The following is a 16264-nucleotide window of genomic DNA, read 5'->3' on the forward strand; positions in this document are numbered from 1 at the left end:
AGGCTTGTTCGTTGATGGCCTTGCTTATTGATTTCAAGGCGATGGTTTCTCAACGGTTGGATTCTGTACGACCGTTGTCGTCGTTGATGTGAGGGGCAAGCCCCTCGCGCTCCCCTTTTTGACGCCACAAGACGATGAAACCCTGGCCATTCGATCAACTCGCTCGGGTCGGCGCGAAAGGGCATCCTGCCCAACGCGCCTCTTGCGGCATCCCTGCCGCAAGCCCCGGCTTGTTGCTCGCCTGTCCAGCATCGTCTCGGAGGCGTCGTTGGGTGGCCAATTCAAGATTGCCGTACAAAAAGCCCCGCCGTGTGGCGGGGCTTCGTGGATGGCCTTCAAGCCATTCGATCGACGCAGCGTACATCACACTGCACGTTGCACGCTTACAGCATGCTGCGCAGCACGTAGTGGAGGATGCCGCCGTGGCGGAAGTACTCCAGCTCGTTGGCGGTATCGATGCGGCACAGCGCGTCGATCTTCTTCTCGCCCTGGTCGGTCTGGATCGTCACCTTCACATGACACCCGGGCTCGAGGTCGGCAAGCCCCTCGACGGAGACGGTCTCGTCGCCGGTGAGGCCGAGCGTCTCGCGGCTTTCACCTTCCGGGAACTGTAGCGGCAGCACACCCATGCCGATCAGGTTGGAGCGGTGGATGCGCTCGTAGGACTCGGTGATCACGGCGCGCACACCCAGCAGGCGCGTGCCCTTGGCCGCCCAGTCGCGCGAGGAGCCGGTGCCATACTCCTTGCCGGCGATCACAACCAGTGGCGTATCGTCCTCGGCGTATTTCATCGCCGCATCGTAGATCGACATCTGCTCGCCGCTCGGTACGTGGCGAGTGTAGCCGCCCTCGACGCCGTCGAGCATCTCGTTGCGGATACGCACGTTGGCGAAGGTGCCGCGCATCATCACTTCATGGTTGCCGCGACGCGAACCATAGGAGTTGAAGTCCTTCACCTGAACGCCGTGCGCCTGCAGGTACTGCCCGGCGGGGCTATCCGGCTTGATCGAGCCGGCCGGCGAAATGTGGTCGGTGGTCACCGAATCGCCGAGCTTGGCCAGCACGCGCGCGCCTTGAATGTCCTCGACCGGCTTGGGTTCCTTGTCCATGCCTTCGAAGAAGGGCGGATGCTGGATATAGGTAGAGTCCTGGGACCAGGCGTAGACCTCGCTTTGCGGCACCTCGATCGACTGCCAGATCTCGTCGCCGTCGAAGACCTCGGCGTACTCCTTGCGGTACATCTCGGTCTTGACCTTTTCGACCGCGGCGGCGATCTCGGCCTGCGAGGGCCAGATGTCCTTCAAATAGACGTCGTTGCCGTCCTGATCCTTGCCGAGCGGCTCCTTGGAGAGATCCTTGCGCACGTTGCCGGCCAGGGCGTAGGCGACGACCAGGGGCGGCGAAGCGAGCCAGTTGGTCTTGACCAGCGGATGCACGCGGCCTTCGAAGTTGCGGTTACCCGACAGCACCGAAGCGACAGTCAGATCCCCGGAGTTGACCGCTTTCTCGATCGGCTCCGGCAGCGGACCGGAGTTGCCGATGCAGGTGGTGCAGCCGTAGCCGACCAGGTTGAAGCCGAGGTTGTCGAGATCGTCCTGCACGCCGCCGGCGGCGAGATAGTCGGTCACCACCTTGGAGCCGGGCGCGAGCGATGTCTTGACCCAGGGTTTGGTGGTCAGTCCCTTCTCGTGGGCCTTCCGGGCCAGCAAGCCGGCGGCCATCATCACGCTCGGGTTGGACGTGTTAGTGCAGGAGGTAATGGCAGCGATCACCACGGCGCCATGGTTGAGCGAGAAGGTCTCGCCGTCGTATTCGACCTGCTGGCTATCGCCGGTGCGATAGTCCTCGCCGTTCTGATAGCTTTCGCCATCGGCGGGCGGGGCGCCGACCGCGGTATCGCCACCTTCGGACATCCACTTGCCCTGTTCCTCGGCAGAGGCGTCCGGCTTGTCGCCGTTCATCAGCGATTCGAAGGTCGACTTCATGTCGGACAGCGCGACACGATCCTGCGGACGCTTCGGCCCGGCCAGGCTGGCTTCCACCTCGCCCATGTCGAGATGCAGCGTATCGGTAAAGGTGGGCTCGGCGCCCGGTTCGCGCCACAGGCCCTGCGCCTGGGTATAGGCCTTGACCAGTTCGATCTGCGCTTCGTCGCGGCCGGTCAGGCGCAAGTAGTTGAGCGTCTCGTCGTCCACCGGGAAGAAGCCGCAGGTCGCGCCGTACTCCGGCGCCATGTTGGCGATGGTGGCGCGGTCCGCCAAGGGCAGATCCTTGAGACCGTCGCCGTAGAATTCGACGAACTTGCCGACCACCCCTTTCTTGCGCAGCATCTGGGTCACCGTCAGCACCAGGTCGGTGGCGGTGATGCCCTCGTTGAGCTTGCCGGTCAGCTTGAAGCCGACCACTTCAGGAATCAGCATCGAGACCGGCTGGCCGAGCATCGCCGCTTCGGCTTCGATCCCGCCGACGCCCCAGCCGAGAATACCCAGACCGTTGATCATGGTGGTGTGGGAGTCGGTGCCGACCAGCGTATCGGGGAAAGCGTAAGTCTTGCCGTCGACCTCCTTGGTCCAGACGGTCTTGCCCAGGTATTCGAGATTGACCTGGTGGCAGATGCCGGTGCCCGGCGGCACGACGCGGAAGTTGTCGAAGGCGTTCTGCCCCCAGCGGAGGAACTCGTAGCGTTCGCGGTTACGCTCCATCTCGATGGCGACGTTGTCCTTGAACGCGGAAGGATCGCCGAAATGGTCGACCATCACCGAGTGGTCGATAACCAGATCGACCGGGGAGAGCGGGTTGATGCGCTCGGCCTTGGCGCCGAGTGTCTTCACGGCGTCGCGCATGGCCGCGAGATCGACCACGCCAGGCACGCCGGTGAAATCCTGCATCAGCACGCGGGCCGGGCGGTAGCCGATTTCCCGGCTGGACCTGCCTTCCTTGAGCCAGTCGGCCAGCGCCTGAAAGTCCTCTTCGGAGACGGTCGGGTCGTCGACGTAGCGCAGCTGGTTTTCCAGCAGTACCTTCAACGTCATCGGCAGCTTGTCGATGTTGCCGAGGCTCTCCGCCGCCTTGGGTAGGCTGTAGTAATGGAACGTCTTGCCGTCGACGTCGAGCGTCGACAGGGTTTCGCTGGGTGCTCTAGACATAAGTCGTCCTCCTCATGGCGGTCGTGCCGCCGCGTTTCCTGTCAGGGCGCGGCGTCCCGGTCCAATTCCTTGGCGACGATTGGCCGTGGTCGACCTGCGAACGGCGGAGATCCGTCCCGGTCGGTTCCGGTGTCGCTCTTGCTCTGCCCCCTCCCATACCCTCAGACAGCGTGGCAGGGCGCGGAATCAACCGATGACTCGGTTGATTCGTCAGGTTGTCGACAATCATGATGGGCGCGCGCTTGTGACTTTTCAATCTCGCTTTTGATCCTCTCAGTCCCAAAGACGACCTTGAAACCCGCCGGTGTCGACACCACTTCAGCGTAGTTCAGACGTGGCGATCTGCAGGAGTCATCCATGCCCCACGATGTCATTGTCGAATGGCCGGTTCACTGTCCGTATTGCGATGCCCCGTTTACGCTGCTACTGGACACCAGCGCGGGCAGTCATACCACTTGGGAGGATTGCGCGATCTGCTGTCAGCCGATTCAGGTATCGGTGACCACGACGCTGGACGGCGAGCTGGAAACGGTTGAGTTGGGTAGCGATGACGATGTGCTGTAGCGTCGTCGACGTGGCCATCGAATATTGCGACCGTCGCCTGCGGCGCCGTGGATGACATATCCCTGATAGCAGCAGGCTATACAACTCATTGCGGCAATTAAATTGGAGCATGAGAGGATAAGCCATTAGTCTATCCGCTCACGTTTCGAAAGCACCAAGTCAACCACCATCAGGAGATGTACATGAGTGTACTCGTAGGACGCCAAGCACCGGATTTCGAAACTTCCGCTGTCATGCCGGATGGCTCCATCAAGGACGATTTCCGCCTGTCCGATTCCAACGGCAAGCTGCGCGTGCTTTTCTTCTGGCCGCTGGATTTCACCTTCGTCTGCCCGTCCGAGATCATCGCTCATGACAACCGTCTGGCGAAGTTCAAGGAACTCGGTGTCGAAGTGATCGGTGCTTCCATCGATTCCCAGTACACGCACCACGCCTGGCGCAAGACCTCTCCGGACGCCGGTGGCATCGGCGAAGTCGGCTTCCCGGTCGTGGCGGACGTCAAGCACGAGATCTGTCAGGCCTACGGCATCGAGCATCCGGAAGCGGGCGTTGCGCTGCGCGCGTCGTTCCTGATCGACGAAGACGGTGTCGTTCAGCACCAGACCGTCAACAACCTGCCGCTCGGCCGTAACGTCGACGAGATGATCCGCATGGTCCAGGCGCTCAAGTACCACCAGACTCACGGCGAAGTCTGCCCGGCTGGTTGGGAAGAAGGCCAGGAAGGCATGAAGGACACGGCTGAAGGCGTGGCCAAGTACCTCGGCACGTACGCTGGCAATCTGTAAGCCGGCCAGCGAGTCCGGAGGCGACCCATCGGGTCGCCTCCGTCGTTTCTGGTATCATGCCTGCCGATCGCAGTGTCCTGTGGCATGGCCCGCACGGCGAGCCATGCCACAGGACGTTGAGTTCTCCAACCGCCAACCGAACCGTCCCCCGATATCGAGGTAGCCATGAGCGACGCGCGCCACGAACGACTGATCATCCTGGGCTCCGGGCCCGCCGGCTACACGGCCGCCGTCTACGCGGCGCGAGCCAACCTCAAGCCGTTGCTGATCACCGGCATGCAGGCTGGCGGCCAGCTGACCACGACGACCGACGTCGACAACTGGCCCGGCGACGACGAGGGGGTACAGGGCCCCGAGCTGATGGAGCGGATGCGCAAGCATGCCGAACGCTTCGATACCGAAGTGCTTTTCGATCATATCAACGAGGTCGAACTCCGCGAGAAGCCTTATACCCTCAAGGGTGACAACGGCACCTATACCTGCGATGCCCTCATCATCGCGACCGGTGCCAGCGCGCGCTATCTGGGACTGCCCTCCGAGCAGCAGTTCATGGGTCAGGGGGTTTCTGCCTGTGCCACCTGCGATGGCTTCTTCTATCGCAACCAGCATGTCGTGGTGGTTGGCGGTGGCAATACCGCCATGGAAGAGGCGCTCTATCTTTCCAACATCGCCTCGAAGGTGACCCTGGTGCATCGGCGCGATGGCCTGCGCGGCGAGAAGATTCTGCAGGACCGAGTGTTCGAGAAGGTCGACAACGGCAATATGGCGATCGAGTGGAATCACACGCTCGACGAGGTGCTCGGGGACGGCAGTGGCGTGACCGGTGTCCAGCTGCGTTCGACTCTCTCCGGCGAGACCAAGCAGCTCGACGCCATGGGCGTGTTCATCGCGATCGGTCATACGCCGAACACCGGCATCTTCGAAGGCCAGCTCGAGATGGCCAACGGCTATATTCGCGTCCAGTCGGGGCTCGAGGGCAATGCCACCGCCACCAGCGTGCCCGGCGTGTTCGCCGCGGGTGACGTCATGGACCATGTCTATCGTCAGGCGATCACGTCCGCCGGCAGCGGCTGCATGGCGGCGCTGGACGCCGAGCGCTTTCTGGATGGCCTGGAATAGTCTCCTCGCTGGTTGTGTGATGAGCCCGGCTTCGTGCCGGGCTTTTTTATGCGGCGAGCCTGGACGGCCGGTTGCGATATGCCCGGATGCGCTCGGTCAGCATCGGCAGACGTTCGGCGGCGTTCAAGGGGCGTCGCTTTTGATCGTGGTCGTATGTCGTATAAGAGTCGTTGTTTGAGAGTGGTTGTTCGAGAGTCGCTGTTGAGCGGTGGCAGTGCCGGGCGCCGCTCAATAGTGCGGTGGCAGTTCATCTTCAGGCCGGGGGAGGTCGGCGCCCATGTCGTCGATCGCCTGCCGCTGTTCGCGCAGCCGTTGCTGCAGGAGTTCGTTGAGTCGGCCTAGACGCTGCGTCTCGCCGGACTGTTCGCGAACCAGTTTATCGAGTGTCTCGAGCCAGTCCTCCTGAAAGGCCAAGCGGCTCTCGAGCGCCTCCAGACGGGCCTCCAGGGACGTGCCCGAGGTCGTGATCGACGTGGTAGACTTCGCTGGCTGTGTGTCATCTTTCATTCACGGCACCTTACTGATGTACGACATTGATGTTTGGCAATTGGGTATCGCTGCGATGTCATGACCCCGGGTCAGATATCTTGCAACACAACCGTTCACGCCCGTCCGCACCGCGGCGGTGCGATTTCCGTTATCCCCACGTCCAGAGAAACGAGACTCCATGAATAGCAAGATCATTGTGCGTTGTACGCTGATTAGTCTACTTCTATCCATCCCGTCGCCGCTGCTGATCGGTCTGCTGATCACGCTGATCAGCAGTATGTTGGCCACCGATCTGACCTGGTTCCTGAACGTCGAAGGCGTTTCTGCCATCTATGCGGCCACGGTCATTGCCGTGTTCGTCGTGCTGCTGTTGGCGACGCTGGTTGTGTCGGTGCTGGCGCCGGCGACGCCCAAGGCCGTTACCGCCGCCATGCTTGCGGACGTCGAAAACGACGATCGTGAGCTGGGCGAGGTGAAGTGGTTCAACGTCAACAAGGGCTACGGGTTCATCACGCGTGCCAGCGGCGAAGACGTGTTCGTGCACTTTCGGGCCATCCGCGGCAAGGGGCACCGGACCCTGGCCGAAGGCCAGAAGGTGCGCTATCACGTGGTCGAGAACGACCGTGGCCTGCAGGCGGATGACGTCACCGTCATTACCTGAGGCGTGCCAGCGCCTTCCTGGCTGTGCCCATCGCACCAGCGCCCCCGACGGCTTGCCGTCGGGGGCGCTGACGTTGGTGTGGCCGTTAGGTAACGGCGTACCGGCCCCTTGTCGTCTCGGTAGCCCGGTGCCGATCACCGGGACGGATCAAGACACTGGCGCTACTGAGCGGTCTCGGGTGTAGCCGACGGGACGTCGTCGACGCCCGCGCGGGCCTCGGCTTCGACGAACACCCGCTTGACGCTATCGTGCGATGCCTTGATCCGGCAGTCGAGATCGGCGATGGCGGTTTCGATCCGTTCGGCAGGGGTTCCTCGCGTGAAGCGGACGCTGAGCGTGACCAGGATGAAGTTCGGTCCCATATGCATGGTCAACACTTCGTTGACTCCCTCGACCCCGTCTGCCGCGGCCGCGAGTTCGCGGATATCCTCGACGACATGGCGATTGGCGCTTTCGCCGATCAGCAGTCCCTTGGTTTCCCGGGCCAGCCAGATGGCGGTGCCGCCGAGGATCAGGCCGATCACCACCGAGGCGATGCCGTCAAAGACATACAGTCCGGTCCACTGGCTCAATGCCACCCCGGCCATGGCGACCAGCAGCCCCAGCAGGGCGGCGGAGTCTTCGAACACGACCACGAACAGCGAGGGGTCCTTGCCGCGGTGGACGGCTTCGACGTAGCCCCACTTACCCTTGGTCTTGCGGAACTGGTTAAGCGCGAAGGCCCAGGAGGCGCCCTCGAACAGGATGCCCAGGCCGAGCACGATATAGTTGACGATCGGCGACTCGATCGGCTCCGGATGCAGGATATGGATCACGCCCTCGTAGAGCGAGACGCCGGCCCCGACCGCAAAGATCAGCAGCGCCACGACAAAGCTCCAGAAGTAGACCTCCTTGCCGTGCCCGAATGGAAACTGTGGACTGGCGGGTTGCTTGGCGCGGTGCATGCCAAGCAGCAGCAGGATCTGGTTGCCCGTGTCGACGACCGAGTGGATGCCTTCGGAGAGCATCGCCGAACTGCCGGTGATGCCGGCGGCGACGAACTTGGTGACCGCGATGGCCAGATTGCCGCCCATGGCCGCGAAGATGACCGCTTTGGATTCCGCCACGTGCTTGACTCCCTGTCGATATGGCTGCCCCGGGGGCAGCGATGGCATTAGATGGATTACTGTCCCGAATCGGGCCAGTCGATGGTGGCTTCCTGGCCATCCGGCAGGACCTGCCAGAAACGGTCGGGATCGTCGCCCGGCTGCCAGCCGCCCAGCGAGCAGCGGGCCTCGCAGGCCAGAGCGCGGGCAGCGTCACGGGCGCAATCCGTGTCCCGTGGCCAGGGCGTGGCATCGCAGTCGAACCAGAGACTGGCGAAGCCGTCCGCGGCGCGCTCGACCAGCATGATGCCGACACGGCGTCCGCCGCACGTCGCATTGGCGCGCCAGATGCCCTTGCCGGTGCGCTTCAGCTGCAGCTCGGCGTCCTCCAGGGCTGTCTGCAGCCAGTTCTCGATGGCATCGGCATCGAGACGGGCGAGATAAATTTCGATATCCGGGAAACGCTCCATGGTCACCTCAGGCAAATAGCCGCTCGAGCGTCGTCTCGTAGACGCGGCTCAATGTATCGAGGTCTTCGGCACGGATGCGTTCGTTGACCTGGTGGATAGTGGCGTTGACCGGTCCCAGTTCGATGACCTGTGTCCCCAGTGTCGCAATGAAGCGCCCGTCGGACGTGCCGCCGGAGGTGGAGAGGGTCGGGCGTCGCCCCGTGATCTGCTCGCAGGCGGCATTAGCCGCTTCGAGCAAGGCACCGCCGGCGGTCAGGAACGGTTCACCGTTGAGCGTCCAGTCGAGCTGGTAGTCGAGATCGTGCTTATCGAGCAGCTGTTGCGTGCGCTCCCTCAACACGTCGTCGGTCACTTCGGTGGAGAAACGGAAGTTGAAGGTCACTTCCAGCGTCCCGGGAACCACGTTGGTGGCGCCGGTACCGGCGTGGACGTTGGAAATCTGGAAACTGGTCGCGGGGAAGAAGTCATTGCCTTCGTCCCACTGGGTGTCGACCAGCGCCTGCAGGGCGGCCAGTGCCTGATGAATCGGATTGCGCGCGAGATGCGGGTAGGCGACATGCCCCTGGATCCCGCGCACGGTGAGCACCCCGCCCAGCGAACCACGACGTCCGTTCTTGATCACGTCGCCTAGATGGCTGGTCGAGGAGGGTTCGCCGACGATGCAATAGTCGGGCGCCTCGTGGCGTTCGCGTAGACGTTCGACCACGGCACGCGTCCCGTGAACGGCCGGCCCCTCCTCGTCGGCGGTGATCAGGAACGCCAGGCGCCCGTCATGCTCGGGATGGGCGGCCACAAAGCGCTCCACCGCGGTGACCATGGCGGCGAGGCTGCCTTTCATGTCCGCCGCGCCGCGCCCGCGCAGATAGCCTTCCTCATCGATGCGCGGGGAGAACGGCGGCACCTCCCATTCGCTCTCCGGGCCGCTGGGAACGACGTCGGTATGGCCGGCGAAGGCGAGGACCGGGCCATGCTGGCCCCGGGTTGCCCAGAAGTTGTCGATGCCGCCGATCGTCATGCGCTCGACGTGAAAGCCGATGCGCTCGAGGCGCGCGATCATCAGCGCCTGACAGCCGTGGTCGTCGGGCGTCACCGACGGGCGCTCGAGCAATTCGAGCGCCAGCGCCAGCGTGGCCGAAGGGGAGTGGGGCGACGAGGCGGTCGTCGACGACGCCTGAGACATGCGTATTTCTCCCGCGGCAGGATCAGTTGTGAGCGTGAAGCGCGTCGTTGAGCGCCACGGCACTCTTGTTGGTGAGGCACTCGATACGCCCGTTGAGCGAGTTGCGGCGTAGCAACAGATCGCTCTGGCCGGCCAGGTCGCGGCCGCTGACCGTGTCTGCCAGCTCGCCCTCTGCGTCGAGCACGGCGATCTTGGAGCCCGCGGTCACGTAGAGGCCGGCTTCGACGATACAGCGATCGCCGAGCGGAATGCCGATCCCGGCGTTGGCGCCGATCAGGCAGTCCTCGCCGACCTTGATGACGATATTGCCGCCGCCGGAGAGCGTGCCCATGGTGGAGCAACCGCCACCCAGGTCGGAGCCCTTGCCGACGAAGACACCGGCGGAAATACGCCCTTCGACCATGCCTGGCCCTTCGGTGCCGGCGTTGAAGTTGCAGAAGCCTTCATGCATGACCGTGGTGCCCTCGCCGAGATAGGCGCCGAGACGCACGCGGGCGGTATCGCCGATACGGATGCCCTTGGGCACGACGTAGTCGGTCATCTTGGGAAACTTGTCGACGCAGTCTACCGACAGCGGCCGGCCGGCCAGGCGAGCTTTCAGGCGGCGTGCGGAGAGCTCTTCGACATCGATCGCGCCTTCGCTGGTCCAGGCGATGTTCTTGAGCAGGCCGAACATGCCGTCGAGCTGGATACCGTGGGGCTTGACCAGACGGTGCGACAGGAGGTGCAGCTTGAGATAGACCTCCGGCACGCTGGCCGGCGCGTGATCGTCGTTCAGGAACACGGCGACCAGCGGACGCTGGGCATCGGCGAAGGCTTCCGTCACGTTGGCCTGCTCGCTGGCACCGGCATCGCGTAGCGCCTGGGCGAGAGCCGTCGCCTGTTCCGGCAGGAAGCTCACCACTTCTTCACTCTCCGCGGCACCGAGCGCCTTCCGCGCGGCGTCGACGACATCGGCCGCCGGCTGGTGAAGCGGTTCCGGGTAGTAGACTTCGAGCCACTCGCCCTGGGTGTTCTGGGTACCGATTCCTAGTGCGAAGCTCAGCATCGCGGTTTCCTCTTGTTCACGTAAAGGCGTATTCATGTCAAGGCGGATGATTCTTGCCGCGCGGCGGTCGTGGCGATGTAGCGCAACGCCTGCCGATCGAGGCAGGCGCTCCGGCCTCGATCGCTCAGTCGGCCAGCGCGGTGTAACGTGTCTTGTCGAAGCCGACGATCAGCGTGTCGTCGATGGCCAACAGCGGGCGCTTGATCAGCGTCGGATGCGCGAGCATCAACGCCCGCGCGCGCTCGGCATCGAGATCCTGCTTGGCCGTGGCGTCGAGCTGGCGCCAGGTGGTGCTGCGAGTGTTGAGCAGCGCTCGCCATTCGGTGGCGGCCAACAGCGCGTCGAGTAGCGCGGCATCGAGGCCGTCCTCGCGCAGGTCGTGATAGTTGTAGGGCGTGCCCTGTGTCTCGAGCTGGCGGCGGGCCTTGCGGCAGGTGTCGCAGGTCTTGATGCCGTAGAGCGTGATGGTCATGACAGCCGGTCGTCAGCGGTGGCGGAAAGGCGACGATTATAGGCGCCTGGGGGCAGGGGCTCAAACCGCCGGCTTGACTCGCGTGTAGCCCACAGGTGCTAGCGTCGGGCTTTACCCGTTCGAGGAGGTGAGAGATGTCGAGAATGCGCAGTGTCTGGTGGGGGATCGCGGGCGTCGCGATAACAGGCTGGCTGCTGGGCGCTCAGGCGCTGGCCGATACCCAGGGCGAGAGCGGGGCGCATGCTTCGCGGGAGGGGCCCTCGGCGGCCTATCGCGAGGCAACGGCGACGATGGAGCACGCCATGGCCATGGCCGACAGCGGCGATCCGGACGTGGACTTCGCGACCGGCATGCTCGCGCATCATGAAGGTGCCGTGGCCATGGCTCAGGTCGAACTCGAGTACGGCACGGACCCGGAGATGCGCGCTTTGGCCGAAAAGATCATCGCGGCGCAGCAGGCCGAGATCGAGCAGATGCGCGCCTGGCTCGAGGCCAACGCGTCCGAGGAGGCCGCCGAGTAAGCGGGAGTACCGGCGACGTCAGCAGGTCGCCGGGATTCGGTTCAGACGTCGAGTGCCTCGCACAGGCGCTGGCGCAAGTGGGCCTGGGCCGCCGGGTCGGTCAACGGCCGGCCCTGCTTGTCGGTAATGAAGAAGACGTCTTCGACGCGCTCGCCCAGCGTGGCGATCTTGGCCGCCGAGAGGGCGATATTCTGCTCCATGAAGACGCGCCCGACTCGCGCCAGCAGCCCTGGACGGTCAGGCGCTATCAGTTCGAGCGAGGTTCGCTCGTTGGCCGGATCCTGCTCGATGATCACTTCGATCGGGACCTTGAAGTGCTTGAGCTGTCGCGGCGTATGCCGGCTGACGATCTGCGGATAGTCATCGGGATCGTCGAGCTCCTCCACCAGATGGCGCCGGATACGCTCCAGTCGCTCCGGCTCGCGAATCGCCTCGCCGTCGTCGTCGAGCAGGATAAAGGTGTTGAGCGTCCAGTCGTCGCTGGAGGTGGCGATGCGTGCATCGTGGATCGACAGCCCGAGCTGCTCGATCGCCGCCGCCGTGGCGGCGAACAGATCATCAGCGGAGCGGGTGTGGATGAAGATCTTGGTGCCGCCTTCGGTCATGTCCTCGCTCGGGCCGCTGACCAGAATCAGCGGCAGGGACTGGTCCTGGTGGCCGAGAATGCCCTGGGTTTGCCAGGCGATCTCGCTGGGTGTGTATTGCAGGAAGTAGTCCTCTCCGAACGTGCGCCAGAGCGCGTCAACGCGTTCGCCGTCGGCGCCGATCGCGCGCAGCAGCCCCTGGGCTTCCTCTCGGGTCTCGTCGACCCAGCCCTGGCGATCGACCGTATTGTCGAGACCCCGTCGCAGCACGCGTCGCGTTTCGGTGTAGAGCTGGCGCATCAATGAGGCGCGCCAGCCGTTCCACAGGGAGGGGTTGGTGGCGCTGATGTCTGCCACTGTCAGCACGTAGAGGTAGTCGAGATGCGCTTCATCGCGCACCGTGCGGGCAAAGGCGTGAATCACGTCAGGGTCGGAGATGTCGCGCTTCTGAGCCGTTTTCGACATCAGCAGGTGGTGTTCCACCAGCCAGGCGACCAGCCGGGTATCCCAGGCGGATAACGCATGGCGGCGGCAGAAGGCCGCCGCATCGATCGCGCCCAGCTGCGAATGATCGCCGCCGCGACCCTTGCCGATATCGTGGTAGAGCCCGGCGATCCACAATAGCTCGAGCTTCGGCAGCTTCTGGATGACATCGATGGCAACACTGTATTCGTCGCTGTCGCGGGCCTCGCGGAAGCGCTGCAGAAAGCTCAGCAGGCGCAGCGTGTGGGCATCGACGGTATAGATGTGGAAGAGGTCGTGCTGCATCAGCCCGACGGCTTCGCCGAACGCCGGCAGATATTTGCCCAGCACGCCGTAGCGGTTCATGCGCGTCAGTTGCATCGGGACGTCGCCGCCGCTGCGTAGCAGCTCCATGAAAAGGCTCTGATGTCGCAGGTCGTCGCGGAAGGCGGCGTCGATCAGGTGACGGTGGTCGCGGATCTGACGAATGGTATCCGCGCGCACGCCCTCGATCTCAGGATGCTGCGCCATCAGCAGGAATAGCTCCAGCAGCGCGCCGGGTCGCCGGACGAAGACGTTGGCGTGGCGCAGCTGAATGTAGCCCCCCTTGACCTCGAAGCGCGGATTGATCGGCTTGACCTCGAGCACTTCGCCGGCACGCAGAATCACCTCGTCGAAATGCTGCAGCAGCATGTCGTTGAGGCCGGCCAGGGCGGTCACATGGCGGTAGTAGGTCTTCATGAACTGTTCGACGGCCAGGCGCTCGCGCGTGTCGGCATAGCCGAACAGGGCGGCGAGCGTGCGCTGGTGGTCGAACAGCAGGCGATCCTCGGCGCGCCCGGCGAGCATGTGCAGGGCGTACCGCACCTGCCACAGAAAGGCCTGGCCCTGACTCAGAATGCGTAGCTCGGCGTCGTTCATGAAGCCTTGCTCGACCACATCCTCGTAACGCAGCGGCCCGAAGTGGCGCTTGGCGACCCAGCCGATCATCTGGATGTCGCGCAGTCCGCCCGGCGCGCTCTTGATGTTGGGCTCGAGATGGTACTCGGAGTTGTTGTGCTTGTAGTGGCGGGTGATCTGTTCCTGCCACTTGCCCTCGAAGAAGGCGGCCGACGACCACATGTGCTGCGCCGACAGCCGCTCGCGCATCGCTTCTCGCAGACGCTCGGGGCCAGCCAGCGTACGCGTCTCGAGCAAGTTGGTGATAATGGTGATGTCGCCGCTTGCCTCGCGCTCGCAGTCGTTCAGCGAGCGCACGCTCTGGCCGATCTCCAGACCGATGTCCCAGAGGAAGGTGATGAAGCCGGTCAACGACTCCCGGTAAGGGGTGTCGTCGTCGTGCTCCAGCAGCAGCAGCAGATCGATATCGGAATGCGGGTGCAGCTCGCCGCGGCCATAGCCACCCACGGCAAGCAAGGCTACGCCCTCGTCCGGCCACTCGAAGCGCTCCCAGGCGATCTGTAGCAGGCGGTCCAGGTACCAGGCGCGACCATAGATCAGATCGCGGATATCGGTGCCGGCGCGGAAGCGTTCATCGAGGCGGTCATTGAGCGTCGACAGGGCTTGCTTGAACAGCGCGATCGGTTGGCGCGCACGCTGCAGCTCCTCCCGGAAGGCCGCCGCATCGAACAGGGTATCGTCGGGATGGAAGCGGTAGTGGTGCAGCAGCATACGCTGGGGCTCTCCGTGGCGACCGTGGATCAGGGCGTGAGGAAGCTGAAGTCCTCGTCGGCGCGGGCCGTGAGCACTTCGACGCCGGTCTCCGTCACCAGCAGGGTGTGTTCCCACTGCGCCGACAGACTCTTGTCCTTGGTCACGGCGGTCCAGCCGTCCTTCAAGACGCGCGTGCGGTAGCCGCCGGCGTTGAGCATCGGCTCGATGGTCAGGCACATGCCCGCAGCGAGCTCGGCATCCGCCTCGGGCGCGTAGCCGTCGTAATGCAGCACCTGCGGTTCTTCGTGGAAACCGGCGCCGATGCCGTGGCCGCAGAAGTCGCGAACGACGGAATAGCCGTGACCCTCGGCGTGGCTCTGTATGACCTTGGCCAGCGTCGACAATCGGACGCCCGGGCGGACCTCGGCGATGGAGCGATACAGACACTCCTGGGTGATGCGGCTCAGCCGTTCGCCCTGGATGGTGTCGCCGATCACGAACATCATGCTGCTGTCTCCGTGATAGCCGTCGGCCGTCTTCACGGTGATGTCGATATTCATGATGTCGCCGTTCTTGAGCTTCTTGTCGAAGTCGGGGATGCCGTGGCAGACCACATGGTTGATCGAGGTACAGATCGACTTGGGGAAGCCGTGGTAGTTGAGCGGCGCCGGCGTGGAGCCGAGCTCCTTGACGATGAAGTCGTGGCAAAGGCGGTCCAGTTCGCCGGTGGAGACGCCGGCCTGGACATGGGGCGTGATCATCTCGAACACTGCGGCGGCCTGGCGGCCGGCCTCGCGCATCTTGTCGATTTCTTCGGGCGTCTTGCGTGGAATGTTCATGCGCTCTCGCAGTGGCGTTTGGGTGGGGTGTCGGGCCGTCCTGGGTGGCGCTGATATCGGGGCATCAGCCCGGGAGTTTCGACGACCGGCGACTTCATCTCGAGTGGCATCTATGGTATAAAGCCGCGCGCTCGACTGCAATTCTCGCTCCGTCGCGACGTCTCCCTGGCATGCCTCGTGCATCGCCCGGTGGCGCGTCGACATGAAGCGGGTCGACCAGCGTGCGGGAAACGGCAAGGGCAAGCCGCCTTAGCGAGCCTGCCGCGCCACCATAAAACACACACGCACCGACACATGGTCCCGGGTGCCGCCAGGTTAGCCGAGCGGTCGGATCCATGGGGTGTGTGGAGGCCCAACCCGATTCTTCAGGAGTCACCATGGCACAAGTCAACATGCGCGATCTGCTCAAGGCAGGCGCACACTTCGGTCACCAGACCCGTTACTGGAACCCGAAAATGGGTCAGTACATCTTCGGTGCCCGTAACAAGATTCACATCATCAACCTCGAACATACGCTGCCGGCACTGCTCGAAGCGACCGGCGTTGTCGAGAAGATGGCCTCTTCCAACAACAAGATCCTGTTTGTCGGCACCAAGCGTTCCGCCAGCAAGATCATCAAGGAAGAAGCGAATCGCGTCGGCCAGCCGTTCGTCAACCACCGCTGGCTCGGCGGCATGCTGACCAACTTCAAGACCATTCGTCAGTCGATCAAGCGCCTTCGCGAGCTCGAGACGATGCGCGAAGATGGCACCTTCGAGAAGCTGACCAAGAAAGAAGTCCTGATGGCGACTCGCGAGCAGGACAAGCTCGAGCGCTCCATCGGCGGTATCAAGGACATGGGCGGCCTGCCGGACGCGCTGTTCGTGATCGACGTCGATCATGAGCGTATTGCCATCAACGAAGCCAACAAGCTGGGTATCCCGGTGATTGGCGTTGTCGATACCAACTCCAATCCGGATGGCGTCGACTACGTTATCCCGGGTAACGACGACTCTATTCGCGCCATCCAGATCTACGTGCAGGCGATTGCCAATGCCTGCGCCAAGGCGAAGGAAGGCCGTCCCGACGAGTTCGTCGAGGTCAGCGAAGAGAGCGAAGCCACCGAGTGATGGCATCGAGTCTGCGTTGAGCGTGCTCCCGCAGGGTGACAGTCGGCTCGCCGACATTCGCGCAGACACAGGGGGCT

General features: G+C 63.7%; 15 protein-coding genes. 6 read left to right on the forward strand and 9 right to left on the reverse strand.

All coding sequences use genetic code 11. From position 1 onward, the window contains the following. Positions 1-383: 383 nt before the first annotated feature. Positions 384-3146, reverse strand: a complete 2763-nt coding sequence (gene acnA, locus MC381_RS06995; RefSeq protein WP_251977020.1) for an aconitate hydratase AcnA — start codon at positions 3144-3146, stop codon at positions 384-386. 357 nt (positions 3147-3503) lie between these two features. On the opposite strand from acnA, the gene MC381_RS07000 reads away from it, so the two are divergent. The 3 genes from MC381_RS07000 to trxB all read left to right on the forward strand — a co-directional run bounded on the left by MC381_RS07000 (position 3504) and on the right by trxB (position 5614). Next, positions 3504-3710, forward strand: coding sequence for a zinc ribbon domain-containing protein (locus MC381_RS07000; protein ID WP_251977021.1), 207 nt, complete (start codon positions 3504-3506; stop codon positions 3708-3710). 182 nt (positions 3711-3892) lie between these two features. Beyond that, on the forward strand, positions 3893-4495 hold the full coding sequence (locus MC381_RS07005; protein WP_251977022.1) for a peroxiredoxin: 603 nt from the start codon (positions 3893-3895) through the stop codon (positions 4493-4495). Positions 4496-4660: 165 nt separating this feature from the next. Then, entirely contained in the window at positions 4661-5614 is a 954-nt protein-coding gene (gene trxB, locus MC381_RS07010; protein WP_251977023.1) for a thioredoxin-disulfide reductase, read from the forward strand. Positions 5615-5842: 228 nt separating this feature from the next. Here the strand turns inward: trxB and MC381_RS07015 are convergent, their stop codons facing one another. Next, the gene (locus MC381_RS07015) at positions 5843-6121 is read right to left on the reverse strand and encodes a SlyX family protein (RefSeq protein WP_251977024.1); all 279 of its coding nucleotides are present in this window, start codon (positions 6119-6121) and stop codon (positions 5843-5845) included. A 160-nt stretch (positions 6122-6281) separates the two neighbouring features. On the opposite strand from MC381_RS07015, the gene MC381_RS18260 reads away from it, so the two are divergent. Further along, entirely contained in the window at positions 6282-6764 is a 483-nt protein-coding gene (locus MC381_RS18260; protein WP_286009686.1) for a cold-shock protein, read from the forward strand. Positions 6765-6925: 161 nt separating this feature from the next. Here MC381_RS18260 and MC381_RS07025 read toward each other — a convergent pair whose 3' ends face one another. The 5 genes from MC381_RS07025 to MC381_RS07045 form a co-directional block, all read right to left on the reverse strand. Further along, positions 6926-7870, reverse strand: coding sequence for a cation diffusion facilitator family transporter (locus MC381_RS07025; protein ID WP_251977025.1), 945 nt, complete (start codon positions 7868-7870; stop codon positions 6926-6928). 56 nt (positions 7871-7926) lie between these two features. Continuing rightward, a complete protein-coding gene (locus tag MC381_RS07030) occupies positions 7927-8319 on the reverse strand; it encodes a hypothetical protein (protein WP_251977470.1) in 393 nt (130 codons plus the stop codon). A 7-nt stretch (positions 8320-8326) separates the two neighbouring features. Then, positions 8327-9499, reverse strand: a complete 1173-nt coding sequence (dapE, locus tag MC381_RS07035; protein ID WP_251977026.1) for a succinyl-diaminopimelate desuccinylase — start codon at positions 9497-9499, stop codon at positions 8327-8329. 22 nt (positions 9500-9521) lie between these two features. After that, positions 9522-10547 (reverse strand): 2,3,4,5-tetrahydropyridine-2,6-dicarboxylate N-succinyltransferase, encoded by a 1026-nt coding sequence (dapD, locus tag MC381_RS07040; protein ID WP_251977027.1) that lies wholly within the window; start codon positions 10545-10547, stop codon positions 9522-9524. A gap of 124 nt (positions 10548-10671) precedes the next feature. Then, on the reverse strand, positions 10672-11019 hold the full coding sequence (locus MC381_RS07045; protein ID WP_251977028.1) for an ArsC family reductase: 348 nt from the start codon (positions 11017-11019) through the stop codon (positions 10672-10674). Between the two features lie 134 nt (positions 11020-11153). Between MC381_RS07045 and copM the strand changes: the two genes are divergently transcribed. Further along, positions 11154-11540, forward strand: coding sequence for a CopM family metallochaperone (gene copM / locus MC381_RS07050; protein ID WP_251977029.1), 387 nt, complete (start codon positions 11154-11156; stop codon positions 11538-11540). A gap of 41 nt (positions 11541-11581) precedes the next feature. Here copM and MC381_RS07055 read toward each other — a convergent pair whose 3' ends face one another. Both MC381_RS07055 and map read right to left on the reverse strand, forming a co-directional pair. Beyond that, on the reverse strand, positions 11582-14257 hold the full coding sequence (locus MC381_RS07055; protein ID WP_251977030.1) for a [protein-PII] uridylyltransferase: 2676 nt from the start codon (positions 14255-14257) through the stop codon (positions 11582-11584). A 29-nt stretch (positions 14258-14286) separates the two neighbouring features. Beyond that, positions 14287-15078 (reverse strand): type I methionyl aminopeptidase, encoded by a 792-nt coding sequence (gene map / locus MC381_RS07060; protein ID WP_251977031.1) that lies wholly within the window; start codon positions 15076-15078, stop codon positions 14287-14289. 377 nt (positions 15079-15455) lie between these two features. Between map and rpsB the strand changes: the two genes are divergently transcribed. Further along, positions 15456-16187: a 30S ribosomal protein S2 gene (rpsB, locus tag MC381_RS07065; protein WP_251977032.1), complete on the forward strand. Its 732-nt coding sequence runs from the start codon at positions 15456-15458 to the stop codon at positions 16185-16187. The last annotated feature ends 77 nt before the right edge of the window (positions 16188-16264 follow it).

It is taken from the genome of Salinicola avicenniae, from assembly GCF_023736115.1.
GTDB lineage: Bacteria > Pseudomonadota > Gammaproteobacteria > Pseudomonadales > Halomonadaceae > Salinicola > Salinicola avicenniae.